The sequence below is a fragment of the Synechococcus sp. R5-13 genome (genome assembly GCF_047462015.1).
GTDB lineage: Bacteria > Cyanobacteriota > Cyanobacteriia > Thermostichales > Thermostichaceae > Thermostichus.
The window spans coordinates 17,137-33,628 of the sequence record NZ_JANSIL010000069.1; the positions used below are offsets into that span (position 1 = coordinate 17,137).

The 16,492-nt window shown below is 57.7% G+C and carries 16 protein-coding genes; 7 read left to right on the forward strand and 9 right to left on the reverse strand.

The genetic code is table 11. From position 1 onward, the window contains the following. The first annotated feature begins 93 nt into the window (after positions 1-93). Positions 94-1,032, forward strand: coding sequence for a fused MFS/spermidine synthase (locus NW840_RS05870; RefSeq protein ID WP_414342992.1), 939 nt, complete (start codon positions 94-96; stop codon positions 1,030-1,032). A 92-nt stretch (positions 1,033-1,124) separates the two neighbouring features. Further along, entirely contained in the window at positions 1,125-2,276 is a 1,152-nt protein-coding gene (locus tag NW840_RS05875) for an NAD-dependent epimerase/dehydratase family protein (RefSeq protein ID WP_414342995.1), read from the forward strand. Here the strand turns inward: NW840_RS05875 and NW840_RS05880 are convergent. The 9 genes from NW840_RS05880 to NW840_RS05920 all read right to left on the reverse strand — a co-directional run bounded on the left by NW840_RS05880 (position 2,273) and on the right by NW840_RS05920 (position 11,253). Further along, positions 2,273-3,184 carry a histone deacetylase gene (locus NW840_RS05880; RefSeq protein ID WP_414342997.1) on the reverse strand — a complete coding sequence of 304 codons (912 nt, stop codon included), beginning with the start codon at positions 3,182-3,184 and terminating at the stop codon, positions 2,273-2,275. The genes NW840_RS05875 and NW840_RS05880 overlap by 4 nt on opposite strands. A 57-nt stretch (positions 3,185-3,241) precedes the next feature. Then, the gene (locus NW840_RS05885; protein WP_414342999.1) at positions 3,242-3,562 is read right to left on the reverse strand and encodes a hypothetical protein; all 321 of its coding nucleotides are present in this window, start codon (positions 3,560-3,562) and stop codon (positions 3,242-3,244) included. Positions 3,563-4,158: 596 nt separating this feature from the next. After that, positions 4,159-4,530 (reverse strand): ribosome silencing factor, encoded by a 372-nt coding sequence (gene rsfS / locus NW840_RS05890; RefSeq protein ID WP_414343001.1) that lies wholly within the window; start codon positions 4,528-4,530, stop codon positions 4,159-4,161. Positions 4,531-4,572: 42 nt separating this feature from the next. Continuing rightward, positions 4,573-5,178: a bis(5'-nucleosyl)-tetraphosphatase (symmetrical) YqeK gene (gene yqeK / locus NW840_RS05895; protein ID WP_414343004.1), complete on the reverse strand. Its 606-nt coding sequence runs from the start codon at positions 5,176-5,178 to the stop codon at positions 4,573-4,575. Continuing rightward, the gene (gene lepA, locus NW840_RS05900) at positions 5,171-6,982 is read right to left on the reverse strand and encodes a translation elongation factor 4 (RefSeq protein ID WP_414328663.1); all 1,812 of its coding nucleotides are present in this window, start codon (positions 6,980-6,982) and stop codon (positions 5,171-5,173) included. The genes yqeK and lepA overlap by 8 nt, the downstream gene beginning before the upstream one ends. A gap of 331 nt (positions 6,983-7,313) precedes the next feature. Beyond that, complete coding sequence (locus NW840_RS05905; RefSeq protein WP_011431737.1) at positions 7,314-7,841, reverse strand: NYN domain-containing protein; 528 nt, start codon at positions 7,839-7,841, stop codon at positions 7,314-7,316. A 150-nt stretch (positions 7,842-7,991) separates the two neighbouring features. Beyond that, positions 7,992-8,978, reverse strand: a complete 987-nt coding sequence (glyQ, locus tag NW840_RS05910; protein WP_414343007.1) for a glycine--tRNA ligase subunit alpha — start codon at positions 8,976-8,978, stop codon at positions 7,992-7,994. A 52-nt stretch (positions 8,979-9,030) separates the two neighbouring features. Beyond that, the gene (locus NW840_RS05915) at positions 9,031-9,795 is read right to left on the reverse strand and encodes a proteasome-type protease (protein WP_011431739.1); all 765 of its coding nucleotides are present in this window, start codon (positions 9,793-9,795) and stop codon (positions 9,031-9,033) included. Between the two features lie 48 nt (positions 9,796-9,843). Continuing rightward, entirely contained in the window at positions 9,844-11,253 is a 1,410-nt protein-coding gene (locus NW840_RS05920; RefSeq protein ID WP_414328677.1) for a DUF697 domain-containing protein, read from the reverse strand. Between the two features lie 231 nt (positions 11,254-11,484). Here NW840_RS05920 and NW840_RS05925 point away from each other — a divergent pair, with 231 nt between their 5' ends. The 5 genes from NW840_RS05925 to hisD all read left to right on the forward strand — a co-directional run bounded on the left by NW840_RS05925 (position 11,485) and on the right by hisD (position 16,054). Continuing rightward, the gene (locus NW840_RS05925; RefSeq protein ID WP_414328853.1) at positions 11,485-11,769 is read left to right on the forward strand and encodes a DUF427 domain-containing protein; all 285 of its coding nucleotides are present in this window, start codon (positions 11,485-11,487) and stop codon (positions 11,767-11,769) included. Between the two features lie 58 nt (positions 11,770-11,827). Further along, positions 11,828-12,412 carry a TolB family protein gene (locus NW840_RS05930; RefSeq protein ID WP_414343009.1) on the forward strand — a complete coding sequence of 195 codons (585 nt, stop codon included), beginning with the start codon at positions 11,828-11,830 and terminating at the stop codon, positions 12,410-12,412. Between the two features lie 49 nt (positions 12,413-12,461). Then, entirely contained in the window at positions 12,462-13,637 is a 1,176-nt protein-coding gene (locus NW840_RS05935) for an LL-diaminopimelate aminotransferase (protein ID WP_414343012.1), read from the forward strand. Positions 13,638-13,749: 112 nt separating this feature from the next. Next, positions 13,750-14,493 carry a hypothetical protein gene (locus tag NW840_RS05940; protein WP_414343014.1) on the forward strand — a complete coding sequence of 248 codons (744 nt, stop codon included), beginning with the start codon at positions 13,750-13,752 and terminating at the stop codon, positions 14,491-14,493. A 247-nt stretch (positions 14,494-14,740) separates the two neighbouring features. Next, positions 14,741-16,054: a histidinol dehydrogenase gene (hisD, locus tag NW840_RS05945; protein ID WP_414343017.1), complete on the forward strand. Its 1,314-nt coding sequence runs from the start codon at positions 14,741-14,743 to the stop codon at positions 16,052-16,054. The last annotated feature ends 438 nt before the right edge of the window (positions 16,055-16,492 follow it).

A 16,492-nucleotide genomic window follows, 5' to 3' on the forward strand; every position in this document is an offset into this window, starting at 1 on the left:
AAACTGTCATGGGGGCCATCTGTAGGCTGGGCAGGATCCGCATCGCCCCGGAGGTCAGTCTATGTTGCTGGAAAAAGCTGTAGCGAGGTGCTTATGAGCAGCCCGAGAAGTTTCTTCTGGGTTCAGGAGTACTTTACCCCTTGGGACTACACCGCCCGTGCCGTCACGCGCATCTTGGCCTACCGAAAAACCCCTTTCCAGGAGATGCTGATCGCCGAGACGGGGGCCTTCGGCAAGGGTCTGATGCTGGATGGGCATTGGCAATCCACTACCGTGGATGAGTTTCTGTACCACGAGGCTTTGGTTCATCCGGCTATGGTGCAGGTTGTCCAAGCGGGCGGGATCCCCCGGCGGGTACTGGTGTTGGGGGGGGCAGAAGGGGCAACGCTGCGGGAGGTGCTGCGTTGGCGCTCGGTGGAGCAGGTGGTGATGGTGGACATCGATGGGGAGGTGGTGGCAGCCTGCCGAGAGCACCTGCCGGAAATGCACCAGGGATCCTTTGAAGATCCGCGGGTGGAGGTGGTGATTGCCGATGCCTTGGATTTTCTCCAGGAAACAGGCCCCATTTGGGATGTGATCCTTTCCGATCTCTCCGATCCCATTGAGTCCGGCCCTGCCTATCGCCTCTTCACCCAGGAGTTTTTCCGCCAGATTCGCTCCAAGTTGCAGCCCGATGGGGCTTTCACCATCCAAGCCGGGCCGACGGGGCCGGTTGAGCTTCATCAACACACCCGCATTGTTCGCACCCTGAAAACGGTGTTTGCCGCTGTGCAGCCCTACGCCATCTATGCCCCCACCTACGGTGGCCCGCTGGGTTTTGCCCTGGCAGCTCAGGATCCCATCCCCTCCAGGCCAGAACCGGAGCAGATCGACCAGATTCTGAGCCAACAGTTGGATCCCGAGCGAGGGGCACTGCAATTCATCGATGGCATCACCCTTCTGGGCCTCTACCAAGTCCCAGCTCACCTGCGCCGTGCCATTGCCGCCGAGACCACGGTTTATACCCTGGATAACCCGCCTCGCATTGAATGAGGAGCCATGCAGCGCTCAAAGGGATCCCAGGAGAGTTTGTCTTTGGTGCCATAACTTGGTAGATTCGTGAGCAGCCGAATTTTGCTTCCCTGATGAAAGTCCTGGTTATTGGTGGTGACGGATACTGTGGCTGGGCGACGGCCCTATACCTATCCAACAGGGGTTATGAGGTGGCCATTCTCGATTCCTACGTCCGCCGCCTCTGGGATCTGCAACTGGGGGTTTCTACCCTGACCCCCATTGCCCAGCTAGAGCAACGGGTGGATCGCTGGAAGGGGCTAACCGGCAAGGACATTCCCATCTTTGTCTGCGACGTTACCAACTACGAAGCCCTGATCTCCTGCATGCGCCGCTTCCCGCCGGATGCCATTGTTCACTTTGGCGAGCAGCGCTCTGCCCCTTACTCGATGATCAGCCGCGAACACGCGGTAATGACCCAGGTGAACAACGTGGTGGGCACCTTGAACATCCTCTACGCCATCAAAGAGGAATTTCCCGATTGCCACCTGGTGAAGCTGGGCACCATGGGTGAGTACGGCACCCCCAACATCGACATTGAGGAGGGGTACATCACCATCGAGCACAATGGCCGCAAGGATACCCTGCCCTACCCCAAGCAGCCGGGATCCATGTATCACCTCTCCAAAGTACACGACAGCCACAACATCCACTTCGCCTGCCGCGTCTGGGGCCTGCGGGCCACCGACCTCAACCAAGGGGTGGTATACGGCGTGCTCACAGAAGAAACCGGCATGGACGAGGTGCTGATCAACCGTCTCGATTACGATGGCGTATTCGGCACAGCTCTGAACCGCTTCTGCATTCAAGCGGCCGTGGGCCATCCGCTGACAGTGTATGGCAAGGGCGGCCAGACCCGCGGTTTCCTGGATATCCGCGACACGGTGCGCTGCGTGGAGCTGGCCATTGCTCACCCTGCCGAGCCGGGCCAATTCCGGGTGATGAACCAGTTCACAGAGCAATTTAGTGTTGAGCAACTGGCGTTGCTGGTGCAAAAGGCGGGAGCCACCATGGGCCTGAAGGTGGAAATCAACCACCTGGAGAACCCCCGCGTCGAGCTGGAAGAGCACTACTACAACGCCAAAAACACCAAGCTCCTAGACCTGGGCCTCCAGCCCCACTATCTGTCCGATTCCCTCTTGGATTCGCTGCTCAACTTTGCTCTCAAGTACAAGGATCGGGTGGATGTGCGGCAGATTTTACCCAAGGTGAAGTGGAAAGGTTAACTCTCCAGGCAAGCTTGGGCCAGGCTCAGCCAGCCGCGCGCCAGGTTGTCCAGGTTATAGCCGCCTTCCAAGCCGAAGAGGGTTTTGCGGGTCACCTGCTCCAGGCAAAGGCGGGCCATGCGGCCAAAGGCTTCCGGCTCTAGCTGCATACCGGCCAGGGGATCCCCTTTGGCACAGTCGAAGCCGGCGCTCACCAGCAGCAAATCCGGCTGGAACGCTTGCAAGAACGGCAAGATCTTCTCGTCGAGGGCCTTTTTGTAGGCCAACCAATCCGAGCCGGCAGGCAAAGGCACGTTGCAGAGGTTGCCGTGGATCCCGGTTTCGCGAGCGGAGCCGGTGCCGGGGTAGAGGGGAAACTGATGGATGGAGGCATAGGCCAGTTGGGGATAGCGCTCCACCACCGCCTGCGTGCCGTTGCCGTGGTGAACATCCCAATCGAAAATCGCCACCCGCTTCACCCCCGGCTGATCCAGCGCCCACAGCGCCGCAATGGCTGCGTTGCTGAATAAACAAAACCCCATTGCCCGTTCTGGCTCTGCGTGATGCCCAGGCGGACGACACAGCACCAAAGCCGGCTGAGCGGTGGCCAAAACCGAAGCAGAGCCGGCAATCCAAGCTCCCACAGCCAGGCGCGCTGCCTCAAAACTTCTCCCCGAGAGAGCAGTGTCGGCATCGATGCGTCCCCCACCTGCTGCTGCCAACTCAGCCACCTGTTGGATGTGCTGACGCGAGTGTACTCGCTCCAGCTCTGCCAGCTCCGCCAAGGGGGGATCCCGCCATTCCAACTGGTTGGCAAAAGGGGCACCACGCAGCGCCTTAACAATGGACTGCAAGCGAGCCGGACGCTCGGGGTGAAATGGCCCAGTATCGTGGCTAAGGAAAATATCAGAATAGTAAACAGGCAACATGGGCAGAGGCAACAAGCTAAGGCAACGCCTTTGCAGTGTAGCTTAAGCCCGCCCCCTCTATCCGTAGAAGACCTCTGACATGGATCCCGCATAGGGGTCAAGGCCAAAAGAGGCTTGTTGGAGTTTTTGATTGACCACATCCCGCACTACCGACCGCAGCAATTCCAGCTCAGAGGAATTGAGTTGATCGCGGCTGGGACACTCATCGGCAGCCAGCCACATGTAGATGGCGGGGACCCGGTTTAGGATCTGCTGCATCATCGCTTCCCGCTCCCTAGCGTCATGAAACACCTGTTGATGGGGGTGCTCAGTGGAGAGGATAGTTTCCAGTTCTCCCAATGCCAGGTACTCGACGATATTAACCAACATCTTTTCCATGATGAATGTCCCTCCTAAAAATCCCTGTCGCTCTTAAAAACAGACATTAAACAAAAAACGCTGCTTCCCCATCTTCCTCCGCTGCTTTTGGCACCGGATTTTGCCTACAAGCCGACCATTTAAGCCGGTTGCAGTTAAGTCTGCCGTCGGGAAGAAGTTGCGGTTTCGTTCGTAAGATCCTCTTGTGCAGCCAATCCTTGCCTCCTCTATTCGCCTCGTTTGCCTTTCCACTTGCCGCTGAAAGCAGCCAATAGGAGCCATCAGCAGCTGGAAAATCTTTTTGCTGGTATTCAGTACCAACGAAGAATTATCAGCGTTCAAGAGAAACAAGGTAGAGCGTTTAACAAAGACTATAGAAACTCGACTGCAAAAGGCAGGAAGATCTTACTCAGCTATTTGTCATTCACTACCCTAACACGTGACTGTGTAAGAAATTGCGGGAATATTAAGAAACTTACATATTTCTTGACAATTGACTAAAACTTCTGTCTGTCAAGGAGGCCCTGGAAGGCAGTTAAAGAGTTGTAAAGAGCAACTCTTCCCTTGGCTCCAAGACCTGAAGAACTGCCAAATCCAGGGATCCAAAACAAATAGATTTAGCCTGCTATGGGCAGATCGACTCGCTGAGCCTGGATCCAGAAAGACTCTAGGTCATAGTAGTCCCTTTCCTGTTGCATAATCACATGGACAATGAGATCGGCATAGTCGATCAGTATCCAAGAGGCCGATTCCTGCCCTTCGATGCGGCGCGGAGTTTGTTTCCACTCGTCCCAAACCTTTTGCTCAATTGCTCGGGCAATGGCGCGGACTTGCGTGAGCGAGTAGCCGCTGACCAGAAGAAAGTAATCTGCCAAAGTGGAGACTTGGGATACATCCAGCAGAACGATATCGCCACCTTTTTTCTCTTCTGCCGCGCGAGCTGCACTCAGCGCCATGCAATAGATGGGATCCCCAGCAGGGGCAGGCATGAGATGTAGCAACTAAAACCCTCCTGAAACGACTGAGTTAACCTAGGACACCGCTTTTTCTAAAGGATGTAACAAAAAATGATTCCGAGTCATGAGTGTGCGCGGATGAACCACCTGATTCCGGTCTAGCAAAAATTTTAGGCTCAAGTCACATACTCCCACTACGGTTTTAGACAAATCTACAAAAGCCATCTGCCGCAACCGCTCCAATTCTGGGCTGTTGCCCCGATTCGGCTCCAGGGCATCGGCCACGAAAACCACGCAACTGAGCGGATCCATGCCGGGCTGCCCTAGCGTGTGGTTGGCAATGGCCGCCAAAATCTCCGGATCCTGTACCTGAAACTGCTCCCGCGCCACCAGGGATCCCACCTCAGCGTGCAGGATGTGAGGTTCGGCCCGCTCAATTTCATCCAGCTCCCGTTCCTGAGCCACCCTTTGCAACAGTTGCTCCGGCGGGAAAGCCTTGGCCAAGTCGTGCATCAGCCCTGCCCAAGCAGCTTTCTGCTCATCCAGCCCGTAGTGGGCCGCCAGCTGTCGGGCCATCCCCTCTACCCCCAAGATATGGCGGAGGCGAGGAGGAGACACCCGCTCCTGTAGCCAGGCCAACACCTCTTCCCGCCCCAGTTGAGTGCCCATCGCACTAGTCATTCTGCAGCTTCAGCACGGCCATAAACGCTTCTTGGGGCACATCCACCGTTCCCACCGCCTTCATGCGTTTTTTCCCCTCTTTTTGTTTTTCCAAAAGCTTGCGTTTGCGGGTCACATCTCCTCCGTAGCATTTGGCCAAGACGTTTTTGCGCAGGGCTGGTATGGTTTCACGAGCAATCACTTTAGAGCCAATTGCTGCCTGAATGGGCACTTCAAATTGATGGCGTGGGATCAGCTCCCGTAACTTGGCAACTAGGGAACGGCCTACATAAAAAGCTTTGTCCCGATGCACAATTGTGGATAGAGAATCCACCACATCGCCGTTGATCAAAATGTCCAAACGCACCAAATCATCGGCGCGATAGCCAATCATTTGGTAGTCCATGCTGGCATAACCACGAGTGCGTGATTTCAATTGGTCGAAAAAGTCGGTGACCACTTCCGCCAGGGGCAGCTCATACACCAGCGTAGTCCGACCCTGCGCCAGATATTTCATGTCTTTAAAAGTGCCGCGTTTGGTCTCACACAGCTCCATCACGGTACCGACAAATTCCTCAGGAAGAATCACCTCTACCCTGACAATCGGCTCCTCAATGCTGGTGCGCTCGTTGGGGGGAGGCAGCTTGCTGGGATTGTCCACCCGAATCACAGAGCCGTTGTTGAGGGTAACTTGGTACACCACCGTCGGAGCTGTGATCACCAGATCGAGATTGTACTCCCGCTCTAGGCGTTCCTGAACCACCTCCATGTGCAGCAGGCCCAGAAAACCACAGCGGAAGCCGAAGCCCATGGCGCTGGAAATTTCTGGCTCAAAGTACAGGGCAGCATCGTTGAGCTTGAGCTTTTCCAGAGCCTCTTTGAGTTCGGCGTACTGATCGGAGCTGCTGGGGAACAGGCCACAAAACACCATCGGCTTGGCTTCTTTGTAGCCGGGCAGGGGCTCAGGAGCTTTGCGATTCACCAGTGTGATGGTATCCCCAACACGGGCGTGTTCCACGCTCTTGATGGCGGCGGCCATGTAGCCCACCTCGCCCGCATGTAGGGCATCCACCGGCTCTTGGTTGGGACGCATCACCCCCAGCTCGGTAATCTCGTATTCTCGGCCAGAGGCCATAAAGCAAATCTTGTCCCCCGTTTTCACCTCCCCGTCCATGATGCGCACATAGACGATCACGCCGCGATAGGCGTCGTAGTAGCTATCGAAAATCAAGGCCCGCAAGGGATCCGCCACTGTATCCCGTGGGGGGGGCACCCGCTGCACAATGGCCTCCAGAATCTCTTGAATGCCAATACCCACCTTGGCAGAGGCGAGGATTGCCCCGCTGCAGTCGAGGCCGATTACCTGCTCAATCTCCGCAATCACCCGCTCCGGCTCGGCGCCCGGCAGGTCGATTTTGTTGATCACCGGAATAATTTCCAGGTTGTTCTCCAGGGCCAGGTACACATTGGCCAAGGTTTGGGCTTCCACGCCTTGAGAGGCATCCACCACCAGCAGCGCCCCTTCACAGGCGGCCAGGGAGCGGGAGACTTCGTAGGTGAAGTCCACATGCCCCGGCGTGTCGATCAGGTTCAAAACGTAGTCTTGGCCGTCTTGGGCACGGTAGTTCATGCGGGCCGCTTGCAGCTTGATGGTAATGCCCCGTTCCCGCTCCAGTTCCATGCTGTCCAGCAGTTGTGGCTTCATCTCGCGGGCTGAAACGGTGCCCGTTTCCTGCAGGAGGCGATCGGCGAGGGTGGATTTGCCGTGGTCGATGTGGGCGATGATGGAAAAGTTGCGAATACGGGAGACAGGAACGCCGGTCATAAAAACCTGATCAGGGCAAAGATTTTTTACAATGCTAGCCTCTCTGCTCCCCTGCCTGAACTGAGGTTGCCCAGAAGTTGGCTGCCAAGGGGAGAAGACACAGCCCTTCTGCCGGACACCAGAGCACCCTACTGGAATTGGCCGGGACAGCTCCTTTCCGGCAGCGCTGACTAGAGCCGGTACAACAGACGTGCCGCTTGTGTGGCAGGGATGGGATCCGTGAAGATGGAAAAAGCCAGAACGAACTTAGGCGGTGTTGTCGCCAGCTCGCCAGGAGGCTATGGGTCTGACCCGACGGCAGAGGAAGCAGTCCAGAACCCTGCCCAAAGCACTACTTGTCTAACTTCTCAATGTAGGGGCGAATGTCATTGAGGTCGATGTAGCGGTCGGTGGCGTTGCGCAGCTCGCGGGCGATCATCCCTTCGGTGGAGACAACTGTAATCAGCGTGTTTTTGGAACGCAACAGCTCGACGGCCCGCTCAAAATCTCCATCGCCGCTAAATAGAATGATCCTATCGTACTGGCCAACGGTGTTGAACATATCGATTACAATTTCGATGTCCAGATTTGCTTTTTGGGAGTACCGACCGGAGTCTTCATCTCGATATTCTTTGAGGATCTTGGTGCGCACAGTGAAGCCCATGCTGATCAGAGCGTCTCGAAAGGCCCTCTGATCATGGGGATCCTTGATGCCGGTGTACCAAAAGGCGTTGACCAATTCAACATTCGGCTGTGATCTAACAAAATAATCCAGCACCCGGCGTGGGTCAAAAAACCAGCCATTTTTCTGTTGAGCATAAAACATATTATTGCCATCAATAAAGATGGAAACCCGAGTGACGGGATGATGGTAAAACATAAAGCTTTTCCGAAAAAAGTAAGGTGAACTGGTCAGAAAAAGAGGATGAAAACGAGGTCACTGACTTTCCACAAGAGCCATTTGGGCAGCCAGCACCTTGCTGACACCAATCTCTCATCATAGCCAAAGGTGGGATCCCTTTCTCAAGAATTAACTCTGGGGAGAGGCACCCCTGTAAACCAAAGCGGGTTCCGGTTGCCGCAGGGCATAGCTGGATCCCGGTCGATCCGCTTGGCTAACGTACAGCTCCGCCAATTGTCGAGCCAGGTTGCGGATGCGCCCAATATAGAGCGTGCGCTCGGCCACAGCAATGACACCACGGGCGTCGAGCAGGTTAAAGGTGTGGGAGCACTTGAGCACATAGTCGTAGGCGGGCAGGAGCAGAGACACGGCCAACCGATCCGGCAACACCTGTTTCTGCAGTTTCTGTTGGGTGGTCTCGATCAAACGTTTGGCCTCGGCTTCGTAGAGCCGGAACAATTCCAGTAGCATCTCCGGATCGGAATACTCGAAGTTGTAATAAGATTGCTCGACCTCATTTTGGAAATAGATTTGTCCATAGGTAATCCGTCCCAGAGAAGGATGCTCATTCCAGCAGAGATCGTAAACAGAATCCACCCCCTGCAGATACATGGCCAGGCGCTCTAGCCCATAGGTAATTTCTACAGAAACCGGGCGACAATCTTGTCCGCCCACCTGCTGAAAGTAGGTGAACTGGGTTACTTCCATGCCGTCCAGCCACACTTCCCAGCCCACGCCCCAAGCCCCCAAGGTGGGAGATTCCCAGTCATCTTCCACAAAGCGAACATCGTGTTCTGCCGGGTTCACGCCCAAAGCTTGCAGGCTATTTAGGTACACATCTTGAATGTCATCGGGGGAGGGCTTGATCAACACTTGGTATTGAAAATAGTGCTGCAGGCGATTGGGGTTTTGACCGTAGCGTCCATCGGTGGGGCGGCGACAGGGTTCGACATAGGCCACTCGCCAGGGATCCGGCCCCAAGGCGCGCAAAAACGTGTGGGGGCTCATGGTGCCGGCGCCTTTTTCCAGGTCGTAGGGTTGTAGGATCAAGCAGCCCTGCTCCCCCCAAAACTGTTGCAGGCGAAAGATCAAGTCTTGAAAGGTGTGGGCTGACATGGCAGGGGTTGGGCAGAGATGGATTAACCCCTATCCTACCAATCTCCTCCTCTCAGTCGAGCAGCTCTTCCCGATCAGCTGGATCCGAGTAGTCCCACTCGATGGGGGGCATTTGGTCGAAGGCTTGTTTGAGGGCGCTCTCCCACAGTTTGCGCATCTTGGCCAGGTAGGGATCCCCGGTGCGCAGGCGCAGACGGTGGGTGACCTTGAACTGATCCGCTTGCACCATCACCAAATCGATGGGGGGGCCGACGGAGATGTTGGATTTCATGGTGGAGTCAATGGAGAGGAGAGCGCATTTGGCCGCATCTGCTAGCGAGGTTTCGTAGGAGAGGGTGCGATCCAAGATTGGCTTGCCGTATTTGGTTTCCCCCACCTGCAAAAAAGGGGTTTCCGGGGTGGCCTGGATGCAGTTGCCCTGGCTGTAGATCAAAAAGAGGGCCGGCTCCTCGCCTCGGATCTGTCCCCCCAACAACAGGCTGCACTGGGCGTCGATGCCGTCCTTTTCCAGCCAGGGTCGGTCTTGCTCCTGGATGTAACGAATTTTGGATCCCAGGTAGCGGGCCACGTCGTAGAGATGGGGGAAGGTGTGGAGATTGGAACTTTCCTGTTGGCGCAGATCCCGCTGCACTTCGGTCAAAACGCCCTGGGTGATGGACAGGTTGCCGGAGGTGCAGATCAAGATCACCCGCTCTTCGGGCACGGAAAAATCGAACAGCTTTTGGTAGGTGGAGACGTAGTCCACCCCGGCGTTGGTGCGGGAATCTGCCGCCATCACCAAGCCAAAGCGGGTGATGATGCCAAGGCAGTAGGTCATGCGAACGATGCGGCTCGGCTCTCTGATTGTAGAGGCGATTGTAGAGGTTCAGGGGAAAGCAAATCCGATTTTGTGGCGGATTTCCTCCCGCAGGCGGGCGGTGATCGAGGCTTCGTCCAAATCGGCCAAAATCTGGGCTATGGCGGCTTTGGGCCCCTCTGGCCCCCAACTGGCTCCCTGGGCCAGGTAGCGGCGGGCGGACTCGCCGATGGCATAGCAGGAAAACCCGGCCAACACCGCCTGCGTCAGGGCCACGGAACCGTAGGCTCCCAGAGAGAATCCCCCCAGCAAGGTTTTCAGGGATCCCAGGCCCAACAGCGCCACCCACTCGCCGGCGCCGAGGCTGAGCATGCTGAGGATGATCTTCTGCAGCAGTTGTGTGGCTCCTGCAGTGCTCATGGGCCAGCCGTACAGGCGGGCCAGGCGCAGGATCAGGGTGACATCGATGGCCAGCCCTCCCAAGGTATCGAGCAGGGTGATGGGGTTGAGGGCAACCGCCAGCGCTTTGGTGCGGGCGGCTGAGGCGATGAGGTCTTGGGCTTGCTGGGCACGGGTTTGCAGCTTGCGCTCAATTACCTGCTGGTTAACCCGATCGGCAAACAGGAGGGCATTCAAGGCCAGCAGCGAACGCCCCTCCCGATGCAGGACTTCCAGGATTTTCAGGCGCAGCTCATCCACCTGCGGGGATCCCACTTCCATCTGGGCAGCAAAGCTCCCATCCGGCCTTTGCACCAGGCGGGGTACGCGAGGGGAGGCCGCCACCATGACGATCTCGTTGGGAGAAAGGAGCTGCCGCACCCGTTCGTTGCGGATCTTGTCGTAAATGGCCTGGCGATCTGCCTCTGGGTACTGGTCGATCTTGTTGAACACCAGCAGCATAGGCTTGCCCGCCTCCCGCAGGGTGGCCAGGGCCTCAAACTCCACCCGCGTCAGATCCCCGCAGACGACAAACAGGATCAAATCCGCTCGCTGGGCCACTTCTCGGGCCAGCCGCGCCCGCTCTTCGCCATCCACTTCATCGAGGCCGGGGGTGTCGATCAGCTCCAGACGGGATCCCTGCCAATGGGCGACCTGTACCGACTGCACCGAGGAAGGGGGGAGGCGGGATCCCTGCAGGGATGTGCCAGAGAAGGAGGACTGGGGGCGGGTTTCCCAGCTGATGTTCCAAGTTGCCGCTTGCTGGGTACGGGTGATGCCATGGGTGGGCCCCGTCTCAAAGACTGGCTCGCCCAGCAGGGCATTGAGCAGGGAAGACTTGCCTCGCCCCACCAGACCAAAGGCGGCGATGTGGATGACCTCGGTTTCCAGCTTGTCCAAGAGCGCTTGCAAGCTCTCCAACTCCCCTTCTAAGCCCGCGACCTCTTGGGGGCGCAGATCCAGTTGGGCCACCCACTGGCGCAGGCTGCGCTTGGCTTGTTGGTAGTTGAGGTCATCTTGTAGGGTGTTGCGGCGAGCCATAGCCGTAGCGCTCAATAGCGGTAGGAAGCAGCCCTTAAAAGATTCCACTTTGCTCTCGGGATCGGCAGGCTTCCCCACCGGACAGAGAGCTTCTCATCGGACAATACAAGGGACAATACAAAACGATCATAAGAGGAAGGGAAGAGTTAAGCTCAAAGCAAGGCGGCCTCATCCGCCGGGATCCGCAACTCAAAAATCCGATATCCAAAACTTGGCAAGAGGAGGTTTTCCATGCCCAGGGCTATCTGGAATGGGGTAGTGGTGGCGGAGACAGACCGCTACGAAACCGTAGAAGGCAACATCTATTTTCCGCCGGAATCTCTGCGCCGGGAATACTTCCAGCCCAGCTCTACCCACACCACCTGCCCCTGGAAGGGGGAGGCCAGCTACTACACCCTCGTGGTCAACGGCCAGGAGAACAAAGATGCCGCCTGGTACTACCCGGATCCCAAACCCGCTGCGGCCAACATCCGGGGCTATGTGGCCTTCTGGAAGGGTGTCAAGGTGGAGCCCTAGCCGGAGCCGAGTTTGTCAACCGGGTATGATGGGAAGAGTGGGTTGGAGAAGCGATGCCATGCTGACCGATGGCCGGATCCTGTTTGGCGCGGCCCGGTGGGCGAGAAAGCTGGGCCTGGCCGGATTGAGCCTGGTGCTGTTGGGCTGCAGCCCTGCAGGCTTTCGCACCCCACGTCCTAGCCTGACCAACAGTGGCCTCAACAGCATCTTCCCCGATGGGGAGCCTGCTTTCAACGGAGATGGCCGCTACCTGGTGTTTTCCTCGGCCCGCAGCGGCAGCCAGGATATTTTTCTCTACGACACGGTGGAACGTCGCTTGGTGGATCTGCCCGGCCTCAACTCCAGCGACGTGGCGGCCACCTCGCCCGACATCAGCGCCGATGGTCGCTACATCGTCTATGTCTCCAATGCTCTGGGCAAGTCTGAGATTTTTCTCTACGACCGCGAAACCCGCAGGATAGAAAACATCAGCAGCCGGGTGCCGGGAGATGTGCGCAACCCCACCATCAGCGGCGATGGCCGGTTTATCGCTTTTGAGAGCAACGGCCAAGGACAGTGGCACATCGAGATTTTCGACCGGGGGCCGGCGGCCAGCACGCGTCCAACCTCACCTTCTTCCCCCAATGCTGACGACAATCCCTGAGGGGATCCTCAAGCTAGGATAGACCCCCCTGCTTTGCAAGAGTTGTTGCATGTCGATTCCCCTCGCCCAGCGACTTCAGCCCCTCGGCGGCAATGTGTTTGACCAAATGGATCGAGCCAAGCGAGAGGCTCGTCGCTCTGGCCTGGATGTGATCGATTTGTCGCTGGGATCCTCCGATCTGCCCCCACCTTCAGACTCCTTGGCGGCCATCCAATCGGCTCTGTCGGATCCCTCTACCTATGGCTACACGCTGTTTCACGACACGGCGGACTTTCGGTCTGCCTGCGCCAAGTGGTACAGGGGCAAGTTCGGCCTGGAGATCGATCCGGAAACAGAGGTGCTGCCGTTGATCGGATCCCAGCAGGGGACGGCCCTCTTGCCCCTGGCTTTGCTCAATCCTGGCGATGTTGCCTTGGTCGCCGATCCGGCCTATCCCTCTCATGCGGGCGGGATCCATCTGGCGGGCGGGATCCCCTACTACCTGCCCCTGCGGGCGGAAAACCGCTTCTTGCCCCAGTGGGATCGGATCCCGGAGGCAATCTGCCGGCAGGCGCGGCTGCTGGTGTTGAACTACCCCCACAACCCCACCACTGCCACCGTCACCCCGGAGTTTTGGCAAGAAACCCTGCAGTTTTGTCAGCAGTACGACATCGTTCTGGCCCACGATTTTCCCTATGTGGACTGGCGCTTCGACGGCCAGGTGGCCCCTTCTGCGCTGCAGGCGGATCCCGATAAAACCCGCACCATCGAGTTTTTTTCTCTCTCCAAGTCCTATCACATGGGGGGGTTCCGGGTGGCCTACGCCATTGGCAGCCGAGAGCTGATCCGAGCCCTGCGGTGGGTGAAATCCACCATCGACTTCCACCAATACCAGGGCATTCTGCGGGGGGCAGCAGCAGCTTTGACAGTTCCCGATAGCTTTTTGCAGCGCTGGCGGCAGGTGTACCGCGAGCGACGGGATATAGCTGTGGCGGCTCTACACCGCATCGGTTGGCCTGTGCCCTTGCCAGAAGCCACCATGTATCTGTGGGCGCCTCTGCCGGAGTTTTATCGCGGCTCTTCTGCCCAGTTTTGTCTGGACTTGGTGAGAGCCACAGGGGTTGCCCTGTCTCCCGGTTCTGGCTTTGGCCCCAGTGGGGAAGGCTATGTCCGCTTTGCTTTGGTGGTCGAGGGATCCCGTCTGGAGGAGGCAGTGGGACGGATCGAGGCGTTTTTGTCCCAGTGAATTTCCTAAATCCCAAAATCGAGCATCCACCTCTCGCAACTGCGGTTGGTTGTGCTCGTCCATCCTCGGGCAATCTAAGTCAGGATAAGAGTGTTACCCAAGTTGAGTGGGCATGGAGAAGGAAACGCTCGACAGTTTTTTGTCCATCCGCGGGGTGATGGGGGTGGCGCTCTTGAGTCGGACAGGTCGCCCTTTTTTCTACCGCTCTTTTCAGGATTTGGATAGCCGACAGCAACAGGCCCTCACCGAAGGGCTGTTTCAAGTTTTGCAGACCATGCCCCCAGGACTTGACTATTTTGATTTTCAGTTTGCCGAGCAGCGGGTCTTCGTTTACCCCCTCGGGCCGGAATGGGCGCTGCTGGTGGCGGTGAATGACGAGCTGGTGATGCCGGTTTACACCTTGGCCGTGAACCGCCTGCGAGCCGAGCTGCAGCAGGATACGCCAAAGGGCTTGGCCACCTTTCGTCTATTTACCAGCCAGGCGGAGGCAGGCCGGAACGCTACCCAGCCCAGTTCCGCTCCTGCGGCGGGCCCGCGCATGGAGATGGATGTCTTCGTGCAATCTCTGAACCGTCTCTGCCAGATTACAACCGGCTATTTGGGCAAGGCGGTGATCGTCAACTATTGGAAGGCAGCACGGCAGGAAGTGGTGGAACGCCAGGGATCCAAAGCAGAATGGCTGAACCAGTTCGAGATCGAGCGCAGCGGCCAGATCCACTACCGGGGATCCCTCAAGGAACTGGACGAATCTCAGCAAAGGGTGCTACGGGATTGGGTGCTGGCTTTTTTCCGTCGCTGTGAAGAGGTAATCCACGATTTTCGCAACTTGATCAAATCGACAGAACTGGGCCTATGAAAAAGGGGCAGGCTTTTTCCTAAGTAGGGCTATCGGCGAACTCTACCCGGCTCTTGGTCGAGGAAAATCCAGGCTAAGCTATGACCATGATCAACCCGGATCGCGCCAGGTGCAGACAAGATCCCTGCCTGGGGATGTCCCTTCTTGTCGCCGCAAGCCGACCCAGCGAAAGATCCGCTTTGCTACCGCGATGCCGCCGGATCCCTCGTTAGTATGGGGTTACGGCGCGCTATGCGAAGGAGTTGCCATGCTGAGAATCGTCACCCAGCTAGCCGAGGCTGAAGCCGAGCTTAGACGGATCTCGGAGCGCACTCAGGCTGACCAGAACCTGCACCGTGAAGCAACCGTGCGGGAGATCCTGCAAGCGGTACGCCGTCAGGGGGATCGTGCCCTGCTGGCCTATACGGCTGAGTTTGACCAGGTGGAGCTGAGCGTTGCCGAACTGAAGGTGTCTGGGGCCGAGCTGGAGGCGGCTTACCAGGCGGTGTCTCCGCAATTGCTTTCAGCCTTACGGCTGGCCAAGCAGCGCATTGAGGCTTTTCACCGGCAGCGGGTGCCCAGCAGTTGGGTGAGCTTTCCCGGCCCTGAGATCGTTTTGGGCAAGCAATACCGCCCTGTGGATCGCGCCGGCCTCTACATTCCGGGGGGGCGGGCCGCCTACCCCAGCACGGTGTTGATGAACGCCATCCCGGCCCAGGTGGCAGGGGTGCCCGAGATTGTGATGGTGACGCCACCGGGATCCGACGGCTCGGGGGGCAAGGGGATTAGCCCGGCCATTTTGGTGGCCGCCCAAGAAGTAGGCATCCACACCATCTATCGCGTTGGAGGGGCTCAGGCAATAGGGGCTTTGGCCTACGGCACCGAGACCATCCCCAAGGTGGACGTGATCACCGGCCCCGGCAACATCTACGTAACTTTGGCCAAAAAGCTGGTGTACGGCACGGTGGGGATCGACTCGCTGGCCGGGCCATCGGAGGTGTTGATCATCGCCGACGAGAGCGCCAACCCCCTTTATGTGGCTGCCGATTTGCTGGCCCAAGCCGAGCACGATCCCTTGGCGGCGGCCATCCTTCTGACCACCGATCTCCAGCTGGCCCAGCAGGTGCAGCAGGCGGTGGCCACCCAGATGGAGGCCCATCCCAACCGTCTGATGGTGGAAAAGTCGGTGGTGAATTACGGGCTGATTGCGGTGGTGCCGGATCTGACGGCGGCGGTGGCTTTGTCCAACCTGTTTGCGCCAGAGCATTTGGAACTGCAGGTGGCAGATCCCTGGGCTTTGCTGGATCCCATTCGCCATGCGGGGGCCATTTTCTTGGGCCACCATACTCCGGAGGCGGTAGGAGATTACCTGGCTGGCCCCAACCATACCTTGCCCACCGCCGGTGCGGCCCGCTATGCCTCGGCTTTGGGGGTGGAAACTTTCCTAAAGCATTCCAGTCTGATTCAATACAGCTCAGCGGCTTTGCGGGAGGTGGCCAGCGCCATTCAGGCTCTCACACAAGCGGAAGGGTTGCCCGCCCACGGCCAGTCGGTACAGGTGCGGTTGGCGGAGGAGCGCTAATCAAGCCCTGGTCGCAGTTAGCTAGACCGCCGGGAAGCCCCACCCTCTGTTAGTGACTAGTGGCTAGTCACTATCCACTCACCACTATCCAGGGTGAGGGTCGGGATAAAAGGCGAGGACACGATGCTTTGTCCTTACTGGTGCTATGACCGGCGTAGCAGGATTTTATACGCTCATCATGAGAACTGCCTATCAATATCGCTTACGCCCTACCTCTAGCCAAGTTGCTCTAATGGAGCAATAGCTAGAGTTGTTGCGGAAGCACTATAACTATCGCTTGGCAGAGCGCTTTGCGTGGTGGGAACACAATCGCTGTGATATCAATGCTTGTTCTCGGTGCGGCAGCTTACCCCAGAGCTGGAAGCCATCCTCAGCTAGAAATCGCAGGAGCCCCGCACTGTACCCGTAGGGTCAGTGCCGGGAGGAATGCGCTTTGAT